This window comes from Fusibacter sp. QWL-12 (assembly GCF_058683495.1).
Genome location: NZ_CM178745.1, coordinates 2,281,595 through 2,302,724, shown reverse-complemented (window position 1 = coordinate 2,302,724; position 21,130 = coordinate 2,281,595). Strand labels below are relative to the sequence as shown.

Annotated in this window: 38 protein-coding genes; all 38 read right to left on the bottom strand. The window is 37.5% G+C overall.

Annotation, left to right across the window (positions count from 1 at the left end):
- Positions 1-8: 8 nt before the first annotated feature.
- The gene (gene rplM, locus AC4PID_RS11170) at positions 9-443 is read right to left on the bottom strand and encodes a 50S ribosomal protein L13 (RefSeq protein ID WP_492132091.1); all 435 of its coding nucleotides are present in this window, start codon (positions 441-443) and stop codon (positions 9-11) included.
- A gap of 148 nt (positions 444-591) precedes the next feature.
- A complete protein-coding gene (truA, locus tag AC4PID_RS11165; RefSeq protein WP_492132090.1) occupies positions 592-1,365 on the bottom strand; it encodes a tRNA pseudouridine(38-40) synthase TruA in 774 nt (257 codons plus the stop codon).
- 7 nt (positions 1,366-1,372) lie between these two features.
- Complete coding sequence (locus AC4PID_RS11160; protein WP_492132089.1) at positions 1,373-2,167, bottom strand: energy-coupling factor transporter transmembrane component T family protein; 795 nt, start codon at positions 2,165-2,167, stop codon at positions 1,373-1,375.
- A gap of 9 nt (positions 2,168-2,176) precedes the next feature.
- Entirely contained in the window at positions 2,177-3,082 is a 906-nt protein-coding gene (locus AC4PID_RS11155; RefSeq protein ID WP_492132088.1) for an energy-coupling factor transporter ATPase, read from the bottom strand.
- A complete protein-coding gene (locus AC4PID_RS11150) occupies positions 3,067-3,897 on the bottom strand; it encodes an energy-coupling factor transporter ATPase (protein WP_492132087.1) in 831 nt (276 codons plus the stop codon). The genes AC4PID_RS11155 and AC4PID_RS11150 overlap by 16 nt, the downstream gene beginning before the upstream one ends.
- Before the next feature lie 228 nt (positions 3,898-4,125).
- Positions 4,126-4,467 carry a 50S ribosomal protein L17 gene (rplQ, locus tag AC4PID_RS11145; protein ID WP_492132086.1) on the bottom strand — a complete coding sequence of 114 codons (342 nt, stop codon included), beginning with the start codon at positions 4,465-4,467 and terminating at the stop codon, positions 4,126-4,128.
- A gap of 18 nt (positions 4,468-4,485) precedes the next feature.
- Positions 4,486-5,436, bottom strand: a complete 951-nt coding sequence (locus AC4PID_RS11140) for a DNA-directed RNA polymerase subunit alpha (protein WP_492132085.1) — start codon at positions 5,434-5,436, stop codon at positions 4,486-4,488.
- A gap of 64 nt (positions 5,437-5,500) precedes the next feature.
- Complete coding sequence (gene rpsD, locus AC4PID_RS11135) at positions 5,501-6,121, bottom strand: 30S ribosomal protein S4 (RefSeq protein WP_492132084.1); 621 nt, start codon at positions 6,119-6,121, stop codon at positions 5,501-5,503.
- A gap of 27 nt (positions 6,122-6,148) precedes the next feature.
- Positions 6,149-6,547, bottom strand: coding sequence for a 30S ribosomal protein S11 (gene rpsK, locus AC4PID_RS11130; RefSeq protein ID WP_492132083.1), 399 nt, complete (start codon positions 6,545-6,547; stop codon positions 6,149-6,151).
- 21 nt (positions 6,548-6,568) lie between these two features.
- Complete coding sequence (gene rpsM, locus AC4PID_RS11125; protein WP_492132082.1) at positions 6,569-6,940, bottom strand: 30S ribosomal protein S13; 372 nt, start codon at positions 6,938-6,940, stop codon at positions 6,569-6,571.
- Between the two features lie 110 nt (positions 6,941-7,050).
- Positions 7,051-7,164, bottom strand: coding sequence for a 50S ribosomal protein L36 (rpmJ, locus tag AC4PID_RS11120; protein WP_492132081.1), 114 nt, complete (start codon positions 7,162-7,164; stop codon positions 7,051-7,053).
- Between the two features lie 12 nt (positions 7,165-7,176).
- A complete protein-coding gene (gene infA / locus AC4PID_RS11115) occupies positions 7,177-7,398 on the bottom strand; it encodes a translation initiation factor IF-1 (protein ID WP_492132080.1) in 222 nt (73 codons plus the stop codon).
- A gap of 5 nt (positions 7,399-7,403) precedes the next feature.
- Positions 7,404-7,694, bottom strand: a complete 291-nt coding sequence (locus AC4PID_RS11110; protein WP_492132079.1) for an RNA-binding protein — start codon at positions 7,692-7,694, stop codon at positions 7,404-7,406.
- Entirely contained in the window at positions 7,694-8,455 is a 762-nt protein-coding gene (gene map / locus AC4PID_RS11105) for a type I methionyl aminopeptidase (RefSeq protein WP_492132078.1), read from the bottom strand. The genes AC4PID_RS11110 and map overlap by 1 nt, the downstream gene beginning before the upstream one ends.
- Before the next feature lie 3 nt (positions 8,456-8,458).
- Positions 8,459-9,103, bottom strand: coding sequence for an adenylate kinase (locus AC4PID_RS11100; RefSeq protein WP_492132077.1), 645 nt, complete (start codon positions 9,101-9,103; stop codon positions 8,459-8,461).
- A 10-nt stretch (positions 9,104-9,113) separates the two neighbouring features.
- Positions 9,114-10,340, bottom strand: coding sequence for a preprotein translocase subunit SecY (gene secY / locus AC4PID_RS11095; RefSeq protein ID WP_492132076.1), 1,227 nt, complete (start codon positions 10,338-10,340; stop codon positions 9,114-9,116).
- A gap of 39 nt (positions 10,341-10,379) precedes the next feature.
- A complete protein-coding gene (gene rplO / locus AC4PID_RS11090; protein WP_492132075.1) occupies positions 10,380-10,820 on the bottom strand; it encodes a 50S ribosomal protein L15 in 441 nt (146 codons plus the stop codon).
- 24 nt (positions 10,821-10,844) lie between these two features.
- Entirely contained in the window at positions 10,845-11,021 is a 177-nt protein-coding gene (rpmD, locus tag AC4PID_RS11085) for a 50S ribosomal protein L30 (RefSeq protein ID WP_492132074.1), read from the bottom strand.
- A gap of 12 nt (positions 11,022-11,033) precedes the next feature.
- A complete protein-coding gene (gene rpsE, locus AC4PID_RS11080; protein ID WP_492132073.1) occupies positions 11,034-11,540 on the bottom strand; it encodes a 30S ribosomal protein S5 in 507 nt (168 codons plus the stop codon).
- 16 nt (positions 11,541-11,556) lie between these two features.
- Entirely contained in the window at positions 11,557-11,925 is a 369-nt protein-coding gene (gene rplR / locus AC4PID_RS11075; protein ID WP_492132072.1) for a 50S ribosomal protein L18, read from the bottom strand.
- Between the two features lie 17 nt (positions 11,926-11,942).
- Complete coding sequence (gene rplF / locus AC4PID_RS11070; RefSeq protein ID WP_492132071.1) at positions 11,943-12,488, bottom strand: 50S ribosomal protein L6; 546 nt, start codon at positions 12,486-12,488, stop codon at positions 11,943-11,945.
- Between the two features lie 25 nt (positions 12,489-12,513).
- Entirely contained in the window at positions 12,514-12,912 is a 399-nt protein-coding gene (gene rpsH / locus AC4PID_RS11065) for a 30S ribosomal protein S8 (RefSeq protein ID WP_492132070.1), read from the bottom strand.
- 24 nt (positions 12,913-12,936) lie between these two features.
- Positions 12,937-13,122: a type Z 30S ribosomal protein S14 gene (locus tag AC4PID_RS11060; protein ID WP_492132069.1), complete on the bottom strand. Its 186-nt coding sequence runs from the start codon at positions 13,120-13,122 to the stop codon at positions 12,937-12,939.
- 13 nt (positions 13,123-13,135) lie between these two features.
- Entirely contained in the window at positions 13,136-13,675 is a 540-nt protein-coding gene (rplE, locus tag AC4PID_RS11055) for a 50S ribosomal protein L5 (RefSeq protein ID WP_492132068.1), read from the bottom strand.
- Between the two features lie 26 nt (positions 13,676-13,701).
- Positions 13,702-14,013: a 50S ribosomal protein L24 gene (rplX, locus tag AC4PID_RS11050; RefSeq protein ID WP_492132067.1), complete on the bottom strand. Its 312-nt coding sequence runs from the start codon at positions 14,011-14,013 to the stop codon at positions 13,702-13,704.
- Positions 14,014-14,030: 17 nt separating this feature from the next.
- Positions 14,031-14,399 carry a 50S ribosomal protein L14 gene (gene rplN, locus AC4PID_RS11045; protein WP_492132066.1) on the bottom strand — a complete coding sequence of 123 codons (369 nt, stop codon included), beginning with the start codon at positions 14,397-14,399 and terminating at the stop codon, positions 14,031-14,033.
- 23 nt (positions 14,400-14,422) lie between these two features.
- A complete protein-coding gene (gene rpsQ, locus AC4PID_RS11040) occupies positions 14,423-14,677 on the bottom strand; it encodes a 30S ribosomal protein S17 (RefSeq protein ID WP_492132065.1) in 255 nt (84 codons plus the stop codon).
- Between the two features lie 17 nt (positions 14,678-14,694).
- Positions 14,695-14,889: a 50S ribosomal protein L29 gene (gene rpmC, locus AC4PID_RS11035; RefSeq protein ID WP_492132064.1), complete on the bottom strand. Its 195-nt coding sequence runs from the start codon at positions 14,887-14,889 to the stop codon at positions 14,695-14,697.
- Between the two features lie 2 nt (positions 14,890-14,891).
- Positions 14,892-15,323 (bottom strand): 50S ribosomal protein L16, encoded by a 432-nt coding sequence (gene rplP, locus AC4PID_RS11030; protein WP_492132063.1) that lies wholly within the window; start codon positions 15,321-15,323, stop codon positions 14,892-14,894.
- A gap of 29 nt (positions 15,324-15,352) precedes the next feature.
- Positions 15,353-16,114: a 30S ribosomal protein S3 gene (gene rpsC, locus AC4PID_RS11025; protein WP_492132062.1), complete on the bottom strand. Its 762-nt coding sequence runs from the start codon at positions 16,112-16,114 to the stop codon at positions 15,353-15,355.
- 16 nt (positions 16,115-16,130) lie between these two features.
- Positions 16,131-16,466 carry a 50S ribosomal protein L22 gene (gene rplV, locus AC4PID_RS11020; protein ID WP_492132061.1) on the bottom strand — a complete coding sequence of 112 codons (336 nt, stop codon included), beginning with the start codon at positions 16,464-16,466 and terminating at the stop codon, positions 16,131-16,133.
- Between the two features lie 30 nt (positions 16,467-16,496).
- Positions 16,497-16,769, bottom strand: a complete 273-nt coding sequence (gene rpsS / locus AC4PID_RS11015; protein ID WP_492132060.1) for a 30S ribosomal protein S19 — start codon at positions 16,767-16,769, stop codon at positions 16,497-16,499.
- Between the two features lie 29 nt (positions 16,770-16,798).
- On the bottom strand, positions 16,799-17,629 hold the full coding sequence (rplB, locus tag AC4PID_RS11010; protein WP_492132059.1) for a 50S ribosomal protein L2: 831 nt from the start codon (positions 17,627-17,629) through the stop codon (positions 16,799-16,801).
- Positions 17,630-17,658: 29 nt separating this feature from the next.
- Positions 17,659-17,949 carry a 50S ribosomal protein L23 gene (rplW, locus tag AC4PID_RS11005; RefSeq protein ID WP_492132058.1) on the bottom strand — a complete coding sequence of 97 codons (291 nt, stop codon included), beginning with the start codon at positions 17,947-17,949 and terminating at the stop codon, positions 17,659-17,661.
- A complete protein-coding gene (gene rplD, locus AC4PID_RS11000) occupies positions 17,949-18,575 on the bottom strand; it encodes a 50S ribosomal protein L4 (RefSeq protein ID WP_492132057.1) in 627 nt (208 codons plus the stop codon). Before rplD ends, rplW begins: the two co-directional genes overlap by 1 nt.
- 24 nt (positions 18,576-18,599) lie before the next feature.
- The gene (rplC, locus tag AC4PID_RS10995; RefSeq protein WP_492132056.1) at positions 18,600-19,232 is read right to left on the bottom strand and encodes a 50S ribosomal protein L3; all 633 of its coding nucleotides are present in this window, start codon (positions 19,230-19,232) and stop codon (positions 18,600-18,602) included.
- 104 nt (positions 19,233-19,336) lie between these two features.
- Complete coding sequence (rpsJ, locus tag AC4PID_RS10990; RefSeq protein WP_492132055.1) at positions 19,337-19,648, bottom strand: 30S ribosomal protein S10; 312 nt, start codon at positions 19,646-19,648, stop codon at positions 19,337-19,339.
- 285 nt (positions 19,649-19,933) lie between these two features.
- A complete protein-coding gene (gene tuf, locus AC4PID_RS10985) occupies positions 19,934-21,124 on the bottom strand; it encodes an elongation factor Tu (RefSeq protein ID WP_492132041.1) in 1,191 nt (396 codons plus the stop codon).
- Positions 21,125-21,130 lie beyond the last annotated feature (6 nt).

Sequence of the window (21,130 nt, the reverse complement as noted above, 5' to 3'; positions counted from 1 at the left end):
TTCCCCCCTTATCCTTGAATTTCTAATACTTCTGGTTTTTGAGCTGCATGTTTGTGCTCTGGACCAGCATAAACTTTTAATTTACCATACATTTGGCTACCTAAAGAGTTATGTGGAAGCATGCCTTTAACAGCAAGTTCGATAATTCTTTCTGGATTTCTTTGGTTCATTTCTCTATAAGTTCTCTCTTTAAGATTACCTACATAACCTGTATGCCATCTGTACATTTTAGCATCCATTTTCTTTCCTGTAACTCTAACTTTCTCAGCGTTTACTACGATAACGAAATCACCGCAATCTACGTGTGGTGTATATATTGGTTTATGTTTTCCTCTTAAAATCTTAGCAATTTCAGCCGCTAAACGACCCAATGTTTTGCCTTCAGCGTCAACAACATACCACTTTCTTTCAAGTTCTAGTGGTTTTGCAACATAAGACTTCATGTGAATCCTCCTTCAAAATTATTTCACCGTTTTTTATCTAAAAAACCCGGGGCAGGATTTTTCGATTACCATAATTAATGTCTGCTAATTTCACAGACCACAATCTATTTTAAGCTATATCACTGTCATTGTCAACCGAAACCATCAATTAATTCAGATTTTTTATGAACTTTTCTAAAGATTCCTCATCATAAAAAACACGTTTTAAATATAGACCATTTGCAGGTGCGGTAACTTTAGCGTTTGCTCTTAATTGACTCCTTATAATCTGTGGAATTGAATCTTCAGGTAGCCGATCATTTCCAATACTGAACAATGTGCCCATCATAATTCTAACCATGTTATACAAAAATCCATTTCCAACTACAGTGAATACAAACACATCATTTTTTTTCTCAAGATGAACTTTATAGATGGTCCTTATCGTGTTCTCTTTTTCACTTCCTGTCGCTTGAAATGCTGTGAAATCATGCGTTCCTTCAAATGCCTTCATAGCGATTCGCATCTTATCTATGTTTAAATGATACGGATGATTATAAAGATAGTTCGAATTAAAAGGATTGCGATCACATTCAAAGGTAAAATGATACTCATATGCTTTAGCAATCGCAGAATATCTAGCATGAAAATCATCGCTTACTTGTTCTGCACTTAGTATAAAAATATCATCTGGTAATCGACGATTTACGACCTTTACCATTTTTTCAATTGGTAATGTTCTATTATATCTGAAAGTTAAAGTCTGTGCTAAACCATGGACACCTGCGTCAGTTCTACCAGATGCATCTACTTTAATAGGTTGTTTTAATGCGTGAGACAATGCTTTTTCAAGTTCACGTTGAACAGAACGTAGTTCGTTTTGTCTTTGCCAGCCAAAGAAACGACTTCCATCATACGCGACCGTCATTAAAACTGTTTCCATATTCCACCTACAATACGATACACGTCGCTAAATAGACAACCAAAACAAGACTACCGATTAAATCTAGTCGTGTGAATTTTAAAACTTTCATTCTCGTTCTGCCTTCGCCACCTTTATAGCATCTTGCTTCCATCGCCATAGCAAGTTCATCTGCACGTCTAAATGCACTTATAAAAAGTGGCACTAGTAATGGAATTAATGCTTTCGCTCGGTTCATTAAGTTACCACTTTCAAAATCCGCACCACGTGCCATTTGAGCTTTCATAATTTTATCCGTTTCTTCTAATAAAGTAGGGATAAATCGCAGAGCAATCGTCATCATCATCGCAAGTTCATGCGCTGGCATTCCTATTTTTTTAAAAGGTGATAAAAGGTATTCTATGCCATCTGTAAGCTCAATAGGTGATGTTGTTAGGGTTAAAACCGATGTCCCTACTATGAGAAGGACCAAACGAATTGCCATAAAAAATGCCCGTTCAATTCCTTCAGGATAAATCTTTACAAAGCCAGCCTTTATTAATGCCTCTCCTTCACCAGGTGTAAAAAAGATATTGATTACAAAAGCAAATAAGATTAGCATAAATACAGGCTTTAAACCTTTTAATATAAAATTAAGTGGTACTTTTGATAGTTTTATCACCAAACCAATAAATATGATTACAGCAGTATAGGCAAATAATTGATTGATTAAAAATAGTGAAACCAAATAAAGAATCGAACCAATTATTTTAAACCTTGGATCCATTTTATGAATCACCGAAGGTACACTGTAGTATTGTCCAATCGTAATATCTCTTAACATATTATTCCTTTACTTAGTTAAAATTTTTGATAACGCCACTTTAGCTTCTGCAACCGTTATGATATCATTGCCCAAATCGAATCCTTTTTGATTCAAGGCTCTGATTAGATATGAGATTTGAGGAACTGCAAGTCCAATTTCTTCAAGTAATTCAATATGTTGAAATACCTTCTTGGGATGTCCGTCTAATACAACTGCACCTTTATTCATAACGATCAAGCGCTCTGAAATTTTAGCCATATCTTCCATACTATGAGAAACGATAATCACTGTCATTTTTTCTTTTTCATGCAATTGTTTAATTTGAAAAAGAATTTCATCTCTGCCTTTAGGATCAAGGCCAGCTGTAGGTTCATCAAGAATTAACACTTCTGGTTTCATTGCAAGCACACCAGCAATTGCTACTCTTCTTTTCTGTCCACCACTCAAATCAAATGGCGATCGATCTTTCAGTGTCTCATAATCAAGTCCAACGGTTTCCATAGCCGATTTGACTCTATTTTTAACCGTCGCTTCATCGAGCCCAAGGTTAATTGGACCAAAGGCAATATCTTTTTCTATTGTTTCTTCAAACAACTGATACTCCGGATATTGAAACACAAGTCCAACTCTTTTTCTGACCTCAAGCAATCTTCGTTTACGCTCTTTGATTTCTTGCTTTGTTACTTTTTTTCGTTTACTTTTTACTTCCAGTCCATCTGTTATATTGTATCCAGATACGACAATTTCACCATCCGTCGGTTTCAATAATCCATTCATTTGTTGGATTAAAGTTGACTTTCCTGAGCCTGTATGTCCAATCAAGCCGATAAACTCACCCGTATTGATTTCAAGATTGATGTTATCAATAGCGATGGTTTCATTCGGTGTGTTTTTATCATATATATGTGTTAAGTTAACTATATTAATTGACATAAATTTTCCACCAATTCATCTACTGTAAGATTTTCTGTTGATACCTCAATACCACTTTTTTTAAGCTCATGTGATAACAATGTAACCTGAGGAACGTCTAATCCAAGCTTTTGTAATGTTTCTACTTGAGAGAACACTTCTTTAGGTGTCCCTTCAAGTACAACTTGCCCACCATCCATTACTATAATACGATCTGCATTAACTGCCTCATCCATATAGTGTGTCACATGAACAACAGTCATCTTGTCCACTTTATTTAAGTTTTGAATCGTTTGAATCACTTCTTTACGTCCTGATGGATCCAACATAGCTGTCGGTTCATCAAAAATAATACATTTAGGCTTCATTGCCAAAATACCCGCTATGGCAACACGTTGCTTCTGTCCACCCGATAAGTGGTGTGGCGGTTTACGCTTAAATTCACTCATCTTTACACTTTCAAGTGCCTCATCCACTCTCTGTCGAATCATCTCCGGTGGTAATCCTAAATTTTCTGGGCCGAAAGCGACATCCTCTTCAACGATCGTTGCGACCAGTTGATTATCCGGATTTTGAAAAACCATGCCGGCGCGCTTACGAATTTCCCATATTAATTCTTCGTCTGAAGTGTCTAAGCCATCTATTAAAATCTTACCACTTGTTGGATAAAAAATACCATTAAACAACTTAGATAACGTAGATTTTCCCGAACCATTATGTCCAATAATTACTACAAACTCACCATCATTAATATGAAGATTTATATTTTTTAATGCGTATTTATCTTCTTCTTTTTCATCAGAATATCTAAAATATAGATTATTTGTCTTTATCATATATTCACCCTACCCTTTGAGTCTATATGTATTATATGATGGTTTAATGCGATTGGCTACTATTTAACGAAAAGTCACTCAATTTATGTCATAAATATAATGCGTACTTACGTTAGAACGTCAGTACAAAGATATATATTCTATGAAATATTTATTACTCTGACTAGAATTTATTATCCTGCAATATGTATAAAAGGGACGTAAGTATGCACTTAAGTCCCTTAATGATTATACTAACTCTAATTTACACATTGGAGCAGCGTCGCCTCTACGAGGACCTGTTTGAACAAGTCTTGTATAACCACCGTTACGCTCTTTGTAATTTGGAGCAATTTCATCAAATAATTTTTTTACTACGTCTTCTTCAGTTACGAAAGCAAGTACTTGTCTTCTCGCATGAAGATCGCCTCTTTTAGCAAGAGTAATCATTTTTTCAGCGAATTTTTTAGTTTCTTTCGCTCTTGTAACTGTCGTTTCGATACGTCCAGTCTTAAGAAGTGATGTTGTTAAGTTTCTCAACATCAATTGTCTATGAGACGATGGGCGTCCTAACTTACGGTAATTTGCCATCGTTTTTCCTCCTTTTACTTACTCATCTTCAGAACGTAAGCCCAGATCAAGCTCAGCGAGCTTAAATTTCACTTCTTCAAGTGATTTTTTACCTAGATTACGAACTTTCATCATATCGTCTTCGCTTCTGTTTGTTAACTCTTCAACCGTGTTGATACCAGCTCTTTTTAAGCAATTGTATGAACGAACAGAAAGATCTAACTCTTCAATCGTCATTTCAAGTACTTTTTCCTTGATATCTTCTTCTTTTTCAACCATGATTTCAACGCCATTAACGCTATCAGTCATATCGATAAAGAGGTTGAGATGCTCAGACATAATTTTAGCACCTAGAGAAGTTGCTTCATCTGGCTTGATGGTACCATCAGTCCAAACTTCGAGAACTAATCTATCGTAATCTGCAACTTTACCAACTCTCGTTTTATCCACTGCAAAGTTAACTTTTCTTACTGGAGTGTAAATTGAGTCAACTGGAATAATACCAATAGGTAAACCTGCTTCTTTGTTGTTTTCTGCTGTGACGTAACCACGGCCTTGGCCAAGTGCAATCTCCATGTAAATTCTCGAGTTTTCTTCGAGGGTACAAATGTGAAGATCGGTATTTAATATCTCTACGTCAGCATCCGCTATGATGTCACCTGCTGTAATCTCTCCTGCTTCAGATGCTTCGATTCTCAAAATCTTAACATCTTCGTCTGAATGAATTTTAGCAAACAATTCTTTCAGGTTTAAGATGATTTCAATGACATCCTCTTTTACACCTGGAATAGTCGAGAACTCATGAAGAACGTTCTCGATCTTAATCCAACGAACCGCAGTTCCCGGCAAAGAAGAAAGTAAAATACGTCTTAAACTGTTACCTAGTGTGGTTGCATAGCCTCTTTCAAGTGGTTCAACTACAAATTTACCGTAGCGTCCATCGCTACCCATTTCAACGCACTCAATGGTTGGTTTTTCTATTTCAATCACTATTTAAGACCCTCCTTCTCTTAAAAATCACGATACAAAACATGAGGGTAATAATACGTCTACCTTATCTAGAGTACAACTCAACGATTAAGTGTTCTTCGATTGGTAAATCGATATTACCTCTTACAGGCGTAGCTGTAACTTTCCCTTCCATCTTTTCATGGTCAACTTCTAACCAGTTTGGTACTGTTCTTGCAGCTTCTGAGATAGCTTTGAACTTATCAGATGATTTGCTCTTATCTTTAAGCTGAATCACATCGCCAACGTTAAGCTTCATTGAAGGAATATCCGCTTTGCGACCATTGATTGTAAAGTGACCGTGAGTTACGAATTGTCTTGCTTCTTTTCTTGAGTTAGCAAATCCAAGTCTGTAAACCACGTTGTCAAATCTCATTTCAAGTAATTGAAGTAAGTTTTCACCAGTGATACCTGGCATCTTTTCAGCTCTCTCATAAGTAGATCTGAATTGACCTTCAAGCATACCGTAGTATTTTTTAACTTTTTGTTTCTCTCTTAACTGAGTACCATAGCCAGATAACTTGCCTTTTTTAGCACCGTGTTGGCCAGGAGCAGTTTGTCTTCTATTTAATGCGCATTTGTCGCTGTAACATCTGTCACCTTTAAGATAAAGCTTAGTGCCCTCTCTACGACAAATTCTACAAGATGGTCCTGTATATCTTGCCACTTAAAACACCTCCTAAAACTTTATAAACTACACTCTTCTTCTTTTTGGTGGTCTACATCCATTGTGTGGGATTGGAGTTACATCAGCGATTGATGTAATCTCAAGACCAGTAGCTTGAAGTGCTCTAATAGCAGCCTCTCTACCTGAACCAGGTCCTTTAACGAATACCGCTACAGATCTTAAACCATGTTCCATAGCAGATTTTGAAGCAGCCTCAGCAGCCATTTGAGCTGCATAAGGAGTAGACTTTCTAGATCCTTTAAAACCTAAGCTACCTGCGCTCGACCATGCAATAGCATTGCCGTCATTATCCGTCAAAGTTACGATTGTATTATTAAATGTTGCTTGAATGTGAGCTTGGCCACGTTCAACGTTTTTGCGTTCACGTTTTTTTCTCACTTTACGTGCTTTTTTAGCAGCAGCCATGTTTTACGCCTCCTTCGTCACCTATTTTTTCTTCTTACGGCTAACAGTCTTCTTAGGACCTTTACGAGTTCTTGCGTTAGTCTTAGTTTTTTGACCACGAACAGGAAGGCCTTTTCTATGTCTGATGCCTCGGTAACATCCGATTTCTTTTAATCTTTTGATATTCATAGCGATTTCTCTTCTTAGGTCACCCTCAACAAGATATTCGTCTTCTATGAGTTGTCTTAATTTACTAACTTCTTCTTCAGTAAGATCTTTAATTCTTGTATCTTCACTGATACCTGCTTTTGCAAGCAAGTCAATAGAAGAAGGCTTTCCAATACCATAGATGTAAGTTAAGCCGATAACAGCTCTCTTCTCTCTAGGCAAGTCAACACCTGCAATTCTTGCCATTGAATTACACCTCCTAATGTGTATTAATTAATGAGTTACGGTATAAATTTATTTCAAATATAAAGATGTTCAGCCGCGCTTTATATTTGGATGCATTTCATTACGCCGGATTAACCTTGCGTTTGCTTGTGTTTCGGATTTGCACAGATCACCATGATTTTACCTTTACGTCTGATGATTTTACACTTTTCGCACATTGGTTTCACTGATGGTCTAACTTTCATTGTTATACCTCCTTATGACTTTCCACGCCATACGATTCTACCTCTTGTAAGATCGTAAGGCGATAAATCTAGTGTTACTTTATCTCCCGGTAAAATTCGGATGAAATTCATTCTTAATTTACCTGAAATATGAGCTAACACAACATGTCCATTTTCCAACTTTACTTTGAACATTGCATTTGGCAATGCTTCTAATACTACGCCTTCAACTTCGATTGAATCGCCTTTAGCCATAAGAACTATCCCTCCTTATTGGATGTAAGCTTTGACAAGCTTTTTCTAAAATCTGCATCGTTTAAATACATTTGATTTTCAATTTTGTTTTGAAGTTCTTCGTCAATGAAATCCAGTCTAACAAGATGTTTAACTTTCTTCATTTTAGGATTACTTAGCGTTCTAAGTTTACCATCGATAATCAAAACAAACTGTTCATCTACTATTGAAACAACTATAAAGATTTTATCTTTATCTCGCCCTGCTTTTGATTTGACAAACTGACCGATTTTAAGCTCATGTGATGAAGTTAACATCACTTCACCTCACTATCTGAATAAGTGGTCATAATTGGACCATCTTCAGTGATAATAACTGTATTTTCATAATGTGCAGACAAAGTGCCATCTTTCGTGATGACTGTCCATTCATCATCCAATACAACTACCTTAAAACCACCTACATTAATCATCGGTTCGATTGCAAGTGCCATGCCACTCTCAAGTCGAGGGCCACGACCAGCAGCTCCATAATTAGGAACAGGCGGATCTTCATGCATTTGTCTACCGATACCATGACCAACAAAATCTCTTACGACACTAAATCCATTTTCTTCAGCATAGGTTTGAATCGCATTTGATATGTCTGAAAGACGATATCCGATTCGACAAAACTTTAGCCCTTCGAAGAAACTTTCTTCAGTAATCTTAATCAGTTTAGAAGCTTCATCACTCACCTTGCCAACAGGATGTGTTCTTGCAGCATCACCGTGATAACCGTTTTTGAAAGCGCCTATATCTATACTGATAATATCGCCTTCCTTGAGAATGGTTTCTCCTGGAATGCCATGAATTACCTGATCATTAACTGAAGCGCAAATTGATCCTGGATATCCGTGATAGCCTTTGAAGGATGGCACGGCGCCATTTTCTTTTATTACTGCTTCAGCTATGGCATCAAGTTCGCCTGTTGTTATGCCAGGCTTGATTGCTTTTTTTACTTCTTCATGAGCCAATGCAACAATACGTCCAGACTCTTGCATAAGCTCAATTTCTTTTTTTGTTTTAATGACGATCATGTCTTAGCCCCTTAGTGCATTTACGATATCAGAAGAGACGATTTTAATGTCTTGTTCACCATCAATGTTCACAAGTTTCCCTCTCTCTTCATAGTAATGGATCAAAGGTGATGTTTCGTTCATATAGACATTGATACGATTTGCAACAGTTTCTTCGATATCATCACTGCGTTGATACAGCTCCCCGCCACACTTATCGCAAACCCCTTCAACAGCTGAAGGATTATTCGTCACGTGGTAAGTTGCACCACAACTTTTGCAGATTCTTCTTCCAACAGCTCTTGCAACTAAAAGTTCAGGATTGACTTTTATGTTGAGCACTGCCGTTAAGTCTTCGCCCATCTTTTCGAGTACTTTATCTAACTCTTCAGCTTGGAAAACCGTTCTTGGAAATCCATCTAATAGGAAGCCATTGATACAATCTGCTTCCTTTAGACGCGCTTCTACAATTTCAACTACTAAAGAATCAGGTACGAGTGCACCTTTATCGATAAACGATTTTGCTCTAATACCGAGTTCAGTGCCCTCTTTAATATTTTTTCTAAAAATATCACCTGTAGATATATGCGGTACTTCGAAGTTCTCGACGATAAATTCTGCTTGAGTTCCTTTTCCTGCTCCAGGAGGCCCAAGTAATATTAATCTCACAAGACGCCTCCTAGTTTAAAAAGCCTTCATAGTGTCTCATCAACATTTGAGCTTCGATTTGTTTCATCGTTTCAAGTGATACTGAGACAACAATCAGGATAGAAGTTCCGCCGAAGCTAAGTTGCGCATTTGTAACTGCTCCGAGGAAGTTCGGAAGAATCGCGATAACAGCAAGGAAAATTGCACCAACGATTGTGATTTTGTTAAGCGATTTGCTTAAATATTCAGCAGTTGGTCTACCTGGTCTGATACCTGGGATAAATCCGCCATTTGTCTTCAAACGATCTGCTACTTCAACTGGGTTGAAAGTAATGTTCGTATAGAAGTAAGTGAAGAATACAATTAATAATGCATATAATACATTATATAAAATTGAAGTTGAACTTAACCATTTGCTCACGAACGCATAGAAACCACTATCTCTAAAGAAAGCGCCTATTGTCGCTGGGAACATAAGGATTGAAATTGCGAAAATTACTGGAATAACTCCCGCTTGATTAACTTTTAATGGAATATGCGTTGTTTGTCCACCGTACATTTTTCTTCCAACAACTCGCTTAGCATACTGAACAGGGATTTTTCTTTGACCTTGTTGGATAAAGATGATTCCCATAATGATTACTACTGCAAATACAACAAAGAAGATTGCTTGAATAATATTCATTTGTCCTAAAGACAAGTTGTTATACATTTGTAAGGCGCCAGATGGAAGTCTGCCAATAATCCCTGCAAAGATAAAGAGTGAAATACCATTTCCAATACCTTTGTCTGTGATTTTTTCGCCTAAGTACATTAAAAACGCTGTTCCCGCTGTGAGTGTTAGTACAGCAATGAATGTTGACCATGCACCTGGAGTGATAAAGAATCTTTGGAAATAACCTAAGCTAAATCCAACGCCTTGAATCAATGCAAGCACAACTGTCAAATATCTTGTATATTGTGCAATTTTCTTTCTACCTGTCTCGCCTTCTCTTGCAAGAGCTTCCAATGCTGGAAATGCAATTTGTAAAAGGTTAAGAACGATAGAAGCAGTAATATACGGGCTAATCCCAAGTGCGAAGATGGTAAACGTTTTAAAGTTACCACCACTCATTAAGTTGAAGAGTCCTAGAAGTCCATCTTCAGAGTTAGAGAAAGCATCTGCAAGTGCTTTACTATCTATTCCTGGTACTGGTACTGCTGAGCCTAATCTGAAAATAACAATCATCAATAGTGTAAAGAGAATTCTTTTTCTCAAATCAGGGATTTTCCAAGCGTTTCTAAGTGTAGACAACAATTAAATCACCTCTGCCTTTCCTCCAGCAGCTTCAATCTTGTTAATCGCTGACTGAGTGAATTTATTAGCCTTTACTGTTAGCTTTTTATTCAATTCTCCATCGCCTAAGATCTTAAGTCCATAACTGAGTTTGCTTACAACACCTGTTTGTAGCAAAACTTCTGGTGTGATTTCTGTACCGTCTTCAAAATCGTTTAATAATTCAACGTTGATTACAGTCCATTGTTTTTTGAATTTATTATTGAATCCACGTTTCGGAATTCTTCTGAATAATGGCATTTGACCACCTTCAAAACCAGGTCTTACACCACCACCTGCACGTGAATTTTGACCATTCATACCGCGGCCTGCAGTTGTTCCTAAACCAGAACCTGTACCTCTACCAACTCTCTTCTTTGACTTAGTAGAACCTTCTGCTGGTCTTAAATCATGAAGTCTCATGGTCGCACCTCCTTTATGATTTTTTTACTCAACTATTTTGACTAAGTAGTTTACTTGATCGATCATGCCTCTCATTTGTGCATTATCTTGTTTTTCAACTACTTGACCGATTTTTTTAAGGCCTAAAGCTTCAATTGTTTTCTTGTGTTTTGGAAGCACACCAATTGTACTTTTAACCAACTTAACTTTTATAGTAGCCAAGGTTCATACCCCCTAACCTAAAATTTGCTCTACAGTCTTACCTCTTAATTTAGCTACACTTTCAGCTGTCTTAAGATTAGTAAGGCCATCGATAGTTGCATTTACCATGTTTCTAGGATTGTTAGATCCTAAAGACTTAGCTCTTACATCTTTAATACCTGCAAGTTCAAGTACCGCACGAACAGGACCACCAGCGATAACACCAGTACCTTCAGTAGCAGTCATGATTCTTACAGAACCTGCACCGAAGTGACCTTCGATATTGTGAGGTACAGTAGTTCCAACTCTTGGAACATAAATTAAGCGTTTCTTAGCATCTTCAACAGCTTTTGAAATTGCTTCCGGTACTTCTTTCGCTTTACCGGTACCGATGCCTACGTGGCCATTTTCATCACCAACAACAACTAGTGCGCTGAATCTGAAGTTTCTACCACCTTTAACAACCTTAGTAACACGATTTATATTAATAACCTGTTCTTTGAGGTCTAACTTACTCGCATCAATCAATTGACGGTTCATCAATATACCTCCCTATCTAGAATTTTAATCCTGCTTCTCTAGCACCTTCAGCGAGTTCTTTCACTCTACCATGGTAAAGGTAGCCACCTCTATCGAAAACGACATTTTCAATGCCTTTTTCAAGAGCTTTTTTAGCTACAAGCTCGCCAACTAATTTAGCAGCTTCTTTATTACCAGCGTGTGAAACTTTCTCTTTAACTGAAGGTTCAAGACTAGAAGCAGCAATTAAAGTGTTTCCAGTAACATCGTCGATGATTTGAGCGTAGATGTTAGAATTTGATCTGAAGATGTTGAGTCTTGGTCTCTCAGCAGTTCCAGCTAAATTCTTACGAACTCTTGCATGACGCGCTTTTCTATTTTTATTTCTAATTTTGTTAGAAGCCATTTTATGCTACTCCTTTCTTATTTTTTCTTACCAGTTTTTCCTTCTTTTCTGATGACATGTTCATCAGCATAGCGTACACCTTTACCTTTATAAGGCTCTGGTTTTCTCCACTCTCTAATTTTAGAAGCGTAGTTACCAACGAGTTGCTTATTGATGCCTTTTACGACGATCTCAGTAGGTGTATTAACTACAGTTGTGATACCTTCTGGATCTTCCATCACTACTGGATGAGAATGACCTAAAGATAAATCAAGTTTGTTACCATTTTTAGCAGCTTTGTAACCAACGCCTACGATTAAAAGTTTTCTCTCGAAACCTTGAGTAACACCGATAACCATATTGTTGATTAAAGCTCTAGTTAAGCCATGTAAAGCTCTGTGTCTTTTATTATCTGATGGACGAGTTACAGTTAATGTACCGTCTTCAATGTTAATGTTAATGTCTTTGTCTATTTGCTCTGACAATTCTCCTAGAGGTCCTTTTACAGTTACTAAATTAGTAGCTGTAATTTTCACTTCAACCCCTTGAGGTATTGTAATAGGCAATTTACCTACTCTTGACATTGTCACACCTCCTAGTTATTCATTATTACCAAACGTAGCAAATTACTTCGCCACCAACGCCAAGTTTTCTAGCTTCTCTATCAGTAATGATACCGTTTGAAGTAGAAATAATTGCCAATCCAAGACCTCCTAAAACTCTAGGAATATCTGTTTTCTTAGCATAAACTCTTAAACCCGGTTTTGAAATACGCTTAAGTCCTGTGATAACTCTTTCTTTGTTCTCGCCGTATTTAAGTTCGATTCTGATTAAGCCTTGTTTGCCATCTTCAATGATGTCAAAACCTTTAATATATCCTTCCTCTAAGAGGATTTCAACGATTTTGTTTTTTACATTCGATGCTGGTACATCTACTGATGCATGTTTCACCATATTCGCGTTTCTTACACGCGTTAGTAGATCAGCAATTGGATCTGTCATAGCCATGAGTAATTACCTCCTTCCGTTATTCTACCAGCTTGCTTTTCTGACACCTGGAATTTGTCCCTTGTATGCCAATTCTCTAAAGCAAATACGGCAAATGCCATATTTTCTAAGGTAAGCATGTGGTCTTCCACAGATTCTACATCTATTGTATTCTCTTGTTGAGTACTTTTGTGGTCTTGCTTGTTTTACTTTAAGACTGGTTTTAGCCAATGTAAATCCCTCCTTACTTCATAAATGGCATGCCCATCAATCTAAGCAATTCTCTTGCTTCTTCATCTGTTTTAGCTGTTGTAACGAAAGTGATATCCATACCACGAACGGTTTCAACTTTATCGATGTTGATTTCAGGGAAAATTAACTGTTCTTTAATACCTAAAGTATAGTTACCTCTACCATCGAAGGAATTTGCACTAACACCCCTAAAGTCTCTAACTCTAGGTAATGCAATAGTGATGAATCTATCGATGAATTCATACATTCTTTCACCTCTTAGTGTTACTTTAGCACCTACGTTCATGCCTTGTCTCACTTTGAAGTTTGCAACTGACTTCTTAGCTTTAGTAATTACTGGCGCTTGACCAGCGATTGTAGCTAACTCATCGACAGCAGCTTTAATAACTTTAGGATTATCTTTACCGTCACCAAGACCCATATTGATAACTATTTTCTCAATCTTTGGGATCTCCATAACGTTACTATATCCGAATTTTTCCATTAACGCTTTAGTTACGTCGTTTTGATATTTATCTTTAAATCTCGCCATGAGTCAAACCTCCTTTCTTCGTGGGATTAATCGATCACTTCACCAGTTTTTACTGATACTCTGACTTTTTTCCCGTTTTCTAATTCTTTGTATCTCACTCTAGTACCCGCTTTAGCTTTAGCATCGAATAAAAGAACATTTGATACATGGATTGCAGATTCTTTATGAACAATACCACCTTGTTGAACTTTAACTGATGGTTTTTGGTGTTTAGTCACCATGTTAACGTTTTCTACGATAACTCTATTTGTTTTTGGGTTTACGCTTAATACTTTACCTTTTTTGCCTTTATCTTTACCAGCAATTACGATAACAGTATCGCCTTTTTTAATATGCATTACTACACCTCCTAAGTTTAAAGAACTTCTGGAGCCAGAGAAACGATCTTCATAAACTTCTTATCTCTTAACTCTCTAGCTACTGGTCCGAAGATACGAGTTCCTATTGGAGATAAATCGTCTTTTATGATAACAGCAGCATTTTCATCAAATTTGAGGTAGCTACCATCTGGTCTTCTGATACCGAATACACTTCTTACGACAACGGCTTTAACAACGTCGCCTTTCTTGACAACTCCGCCAGGTGTTGCATTTTTAACACTTGCTACTATAACATCTCCGATATTGCCATATTTTCTCTTTGAACCACCTAAAACGCGGATACAAAGTATTTCTTTCGCACCAGAGTTATCAGCAACTTTTAAACGAGTCTCGTTTTGGATCATGCTTTTTTCCTCCTCTCGCTAAATTACTTAGCTTTTTCCACGATTTCAACTAGTCTCCATCTTTTGTCTCTACTAAGTGGTCTAGTTTCCATAATTCTTACTCTATCACCAATGCCACATGCATTTTCTTCATCATGCGCTTTGAATTTTTTTGTTCTTTTTACTCTTTTACCGTAGAGTGGATGACGGATAAACTCTTCTACAGAAACAACGATTGTCTTGTCCATTTTATCACTAGTTACGAATCCAACTCTAACTTTTCTACTGCCTCTTTCCACAGCGTAACCTCCTTTGCTTATGCTTGGATCTCTTTTTGTCTTAAGATCGTATTAACACGAGCAATATCCTTTTTAATGGCTTTAATCTTCATTGGGTTATCTAATTGCCCTGTAGCTAATTGGAATCTTAAGTTGAAAAGCTCGTTTTTCAACTCGATCATTTTTTCGTTTAACTCTTGTGGAGTTAATTCTTTAATTTTATTTGCTTTCAACTTTATTCACCACCCTTTTCGATAGCGTCGTCCTTTTTAACAAATTTACACTTGATTGGTAATTTGTTCGCAGCAAGTCTCATCGCTTCTCTTGCTAACTCTTCATCAACACCAGCGAGTTCAAATAATACTCTACCTGGTTTAACAACTGCAACCCAATATTCTGGAGAACCTTTACCGGCACCCATACGAGTTTCAGCAGGTTTTTGAGTAACTGGTTTATGTGGGAAAACTTTGATCCACACTTTACCGCCTCTTTTGATTCTTCTATTGATTGCAATTCTGGCTGCTTCTATTTGATTTGCAGTAAGCCATACTGGCTCAAGTGCAACTAATCCGTAATCTCCGTAAGTGATTGCGTTCCCTTTTTGAGCAGAACCACTCATTCTTCCTCTATGAACTCTACGGCGTTTTACTCTTTTCGGCATCAACATGGTTAATAGCCTCCTTTCACAAAACTGAATTAATTATTGTTATTTCTAGGCTTTCTTGGGCCTCTGTTTGCACCAGCACTAGCGTTTCTTTGCTTTTGAGGGCGTTTATCAGAAACTTTTCTAGCTTCTTTTCTTCTAAGTCTAGTTTCTTCGCTTACGCTAGGAAGTACTTCGCCTTTGTTGATCCAAACTTTAACACCAATTTTACCATAAGTTGTGTCTGCCTCAGCAAATCCGTAATCGATATCCGCTCTTAAAGTAGAGAGTGGCACGTTACCTTCTGAATAGCCTTCTGTTCTTGCCATTTCAGCTCCGCCTAAACGACCAGAAGTTTGAACTTTGATACCTTCAGCGCCAGATTTAAGTGCTCTACCGATAACTTGTTTCATCGCTCTTCTGAAAGAAACCCTTTTCTCTAGAGAGAACGCAACGTTTTCAGCAACGAGTTGCGCATCGACATCAACGTTATCTACTTCTGAGATATCAAGTTGAATAGATTTCTTAGTGATTTTTTCAAGTTCTTCTCTAAGAACTTTAATGTTTTCGCCACCTTTACCTACAACCATACCTGGTTTAGCAGTAAAGATGTTTACATGGACTTTATCATTTGCTGTTCTATCGATGTACACTCTAGAAACACCAGCAGTAAAAAGTCTCTTTTTAACATATTTACGAATTTCATGATCTTCAATTAAAAGATCAGCGAAGTTCTTTTTATTTGCATACCATTTTGAGTCCCAATCTTTAATGACTCCAACTCGAAGTCCGTGTGGGCTAACTTTTTGACCCATTTAGTATACCCTCCTTCTACTCTTTTTCAGCTACGACAACGCCGACATGGCTGCTTCTTCTCAATACAGGATTAGCTCTACCCATTGAACCAGCGTTCCATCTCTTAAGTGTCGGACCTTGGTTTGCATAGATTTCTTTAACGATCAGAGAATCTACGTCCATATGGTGGTTGTTTTCAGCATTAGCAACTGCTGAATTTAAAACTTTCAAGAATATTTCAGCACCTTTTCTAGGTGTAAATTTAAGAATTGCTTGTGCATCCTTAACATTTCTTCCTCTTACTAAATCAGCGATAGCTTTCATTTTACGAGGAGAAATTCTAATGTGCTTAGCTTCTGCTCTTGCTTGCATTAATTAGTACCTCCTTTCGGATTATTGAACTTATTTGCTTTTCTTATCGCCTGCGTGTCCTCTGAAAGTTCTAGTTGGAGCAAACTCGCCGAGTTTGTGACCAATCATGTCTTCAGTGATATATACAGGAACGTGTTTTTTACCATCGTGTACTGCGATTGTGTGACCAACCATTTGAGGGAAAATTGTAGATGATCTAGACCATACTTTAAGAACTTTTTTCTCCCCAGCTGCGTTCATCTCTTCGATTTTTCTTAACAGACCTTTGTGGATAAAAGGACCTTTTTTAAGAGATCTACTCATGGTTTATGTCCTCCTTTCAGTTTAGAAAATTATTTCTTTCTACGAGAAACGATATATTTATCGTTAGGATTGCTTTTCTTTCTAGTTTTGTAGCCAAGAGCTGGTTTACCCCATGGCGTAACAGGTGTTGGTCTACCGATTGGCGATCTACCTTCACCACCACCGTGAGGGTGATCGTTAGGGTTCATTACAGAACCTCTTACTGTAGGTCTGATGCCCATGTGTCTCTTTCTACCTGCTTTACCGATTGTGATATTTTCGTGATCGATGTTACCAACTTGACCGATTGTCGCTCTACATTCTTTTCTTACATATCTAGTTTCGCCAGATGGTAATCTAAGAAGTGCGTATTTGCCTTCTTTTGCCATTAATTGAGCTGAGTTACCTGCAGATCTAACTAATTGAGCGCCTTTACCAGGTTTAAGTTCGATATTGTGAACAATTGTACCAACAGGCATATTCATAAGCGGCATTGCATTACCAACTTTAATATCTTGTTGTTCACCAGAAATAACAGTATCGCCTACTTTTAAGCCATTTGGATGAATGATATATCTTTTTTCACCATCAGCATAAACTAATAATGCGATGTTTGCGCTTCTGTTTGGATCATATTCAACTGCAGATACTTTTGCAGGAACGTTATCTTTCAATCTTTTGAAATCGATAATTCTATATTTTACAGTGGTACCGCCACCTCTATGACGAACTGTGATTTTACCTTGGTTGTTTCTACCTGAATGTTTTTTCAAAGCAACAACTAAAGATTTCTCTGGTTGTTTCTTTGTAATTTCTTCGAAAGTAGACACAGTCATCTGTCTAATAGCAGGTGAAGTCGGTTTAAATTTTTTGATACCCATTGTTTATACCTCCTTCGAATCTTAAATGATTACATGCCTTCAAAGAACTCGATTGTTTTGCTATCAGCAGTTAATTTAACAATCGCTTTTTTCCAGCTTCTTGTGTATCCTTGAGTTCTACCTTGTCTTTTAAGCTTGCCACGTACATGAAGTGTGTTGACTTGTTCAACTTTTACACCAAATACTTCTTCAACAGCTTTTCTGATTTCGGTTTTATTAGCATCTTTTAAAACTTCGAAAGTGTATTTACGTTCTGAAGTTTGCATCATTGAATTCTCAGTGACGATTGGTCTAACGATTACATCATAAGAGGTTCTCATTATGCATACACCTCCTCAAATTTCTTAACGGCTTCTTTAGTTACTACGAAATAATCGTGGTTTAAGATGTCGTATACGTTGATTTCACCAACGAAAGTAGTCTTAACACCTTCGATGTTGTTTGTAGCACTTACAACATTTTTCTCAACACCTTCCGTAACGATAAGCACTTTCTTACCAGCTACTTTAATGTTGTTTAAGATAGATACCATTTCTTTAGTTTTTGGAGCCGCTAATGTCAATTCATCAAGAACGATCATTTCGTTTTCCATAACTTTAGCACTGAAAGCAGATCTAAGTGCTAATCTTCTTACCTTTTTAGGCAATGTGTATCTATAGCTTCTTGGTTTTGGTGCGAATACCACACCACCACCAACGTGGTTAGGCGCTGTAATGGAACCTTGTCTCGCATTACCAGTTCCTTTTTGTCTGAATGGTTTTCTACCACCACCAGTTACTTCTGCTCTTGTTTTAGCAGATTGTGTTCCCTGTCTTTGGTTAGCCAAGTAGTTTTTTACTACTTCGTGCATTACAGGAATATTTGGCTCTATACCGAAAACATTATCGTTTAATTCGATTTCGCTTACTTTTTGTCCTGAAACGTTTAATATTTCTAATTTAGGCACTGTGCTTCCTCCTTTCCCCAGCTATTACTTTGAAGCCTTAATAGCTTTTTTAATTACGATTCGACCATTTTTAGGTCCTGGCACTGCACCCTTAATTAACATAAGGTTTCTTTCAGCATCAACTTTAACTACTTCAAGATTTTGTACAGTAACTTGCTCGTTACCCATTCTTCCAGCCATTGGCATGCCTTTAAATACTCTTGCTGGGTAAGAAGCTGCACCAATCGATCCGCCACCTCTGTGGTATTTAGAACCGTGTGTTTCTGGTCCTCTTGATTGATTGTGTCTTCTGATCGGACCAGTTGTACCTTTACCTTTTGAAGTACCGATAACGTCGATTTTTGTTCCGTTTTCGAAGATATCAGCACCAATTGTTTGGCCGATTGTGAACTCAGCAGTATTTTCAACTCTGAATTCTTTTAATAATTTTTTGAAAGGGATACCCGCTTTGTTAAAGTGGCCTTTCATAGGTTTGTTTACGTGTTTGTCTTTCACGTCACCAGTAGCAACTTGGATTGCATTGTAACCGTCAGTAGCAACAGTTTTGATTTGAGATACAACCATAGGTTGAACTTCAACAACTGTAACTGCAGTAACGATGCCGTCTTCATTGAATACTTGGGTCATACCGATTTTTTTACCGATAATTCCTACCATGCGTCTCGCACCTCCTAATATTCTTACAGCGGATTGCCCAAGGGCAATCATCCTAAAAAATCAGGTTTATCTATTTAAACCGAAATCTTAGACTAACTTAATGATTAAAGCTTGATTTCTACATCTACACCAGCAGGTAATTCAAGCTTCATGAGCGCATCAACCGTTTTTTGACCTGGATTTAAGATGTCAATTAATCTTTTGTGCGTTCTGATTTCAAATTGCTCTCTAGAGTCTTTGTACTTGTGTACCGCTCTTAAGATTGTAACTACTTCTTTCTTTGTTGGCAACGGAATTGGACCAGCTACATCTGCGCCAGTAGTTTTTGCCACTTCGACAATTTTAAGTGCAGTATTGTCGAGGATTTTGTGATCAAATGATTTTAATCTAATTCTGATTTTTTGTTTGTTAGCCATTGCTAAACCTCCTTTTTTATCGCATGTTTACCGTGATCATGCAATCGAGTTTTTAATGTCCACCCTGCCGGGTGTTTCACGATTAGATACGCACAAAAACTCGTCGCTCATATCTTGTATGAACAATTCTCAGCGAAAATTCTCTCACAGCTAAGTAACTTTTCGCATCATCGCATTAGTGCACCATAACATTATATAATAACCCCTTGAGTTTATCAAGGGGTTATTTGTGTGAATTTATATTTCTTTTTCGAAATATTTTGTGATAACAGATCTAATTAATGATTACTCAGTAATTTTGATTACGTTACCAGCACCAACTGTTCTACCACCTTCACGGATAGAGAATCTTAAGCTCTCTTCGATCGCGATTGGCGAGATCAATTCGATGTGCATTTCGATGTTATCGCCAGGCATACACATTTCAACACCTGGTTCGAACTCGATTGAACCTGTTACGTCTGTTGTTCTGAAGAAGAACTGTGGTCTATAACCTTTGAAGAATGGTGTATGTCTTCCGCCCTCTTCTTTTGTAAGAACGTATACTTGTGCATCGAATTTTGTGTGTGGTTTGATTGTGCCTGGTTTCGCAAGAACTTGTCCTCTTTCGATTTCTGTTCTTTGTACACCACGAAGTAATAAACCTACGTTGTCGCCTGCTTGACCTTCATCAAGAAGCTTTTTGAACATTTCTACGCCTGTTACTACTACTTTTCTTGGCGCTTCTGCTAAACCAACGATTTCTACTTCTTCTTGTACTTTTACGATACCTCTTTCAATTCTACCTGTTGCAACTGTACCACGACCTGTGATCGAGAATACGTCTTCTACTGGCATTAAGAAAGGTTTATCTGTTGCTCTTTCTGGTTGTGGAATGTAATCGTCGATGATTTCGAACATTTCTACGATTTTTTCTGCCCATGCTGCATCGCCTTCAAGTGCTTTTAATGCAGATCCTCTGATGATTGGTGTATCATCGCCTGGGAACTCGTATTGTGAAAGAAGATCTCTTACTTCCATTTCTACTAACTCAAGAAGTTCTTCGTCGTCTACCATATCACATTTGTTTAAGAAAACAACGATGTATGGAACGCCTACTTGTCTTGAAAGAAGGATGTGCTCTCTAGTTTGTGGCATTGGACCATCTGCTGCAGATACAACTAAGATTGATCCGTCCATTTGTGCTGCACCAGTGATCATGTTTTTAACGTAGTCAGCATGGCCTGGACAGTCTACGTGAGCGTAGTGTCTGTTTGGTGTTTCGTATTCAACGTGAGCAGTAGAGATTGTGATACCTCTTTCTCTCTCTTCTGGTGCTTTATCGATGTTTTCGAAATCTACTTTTTGACCTAAACCGTATTTTTCGTATAATACTTTTGTGATTGCAGCTGTTAAAGTTGTTTTACCGTGGTCAACGTGACCGATTGTTCCGATATTACAATGTGGTTTCGTTCTTTCAAACTTTTGCTTTGCCATTGTTAA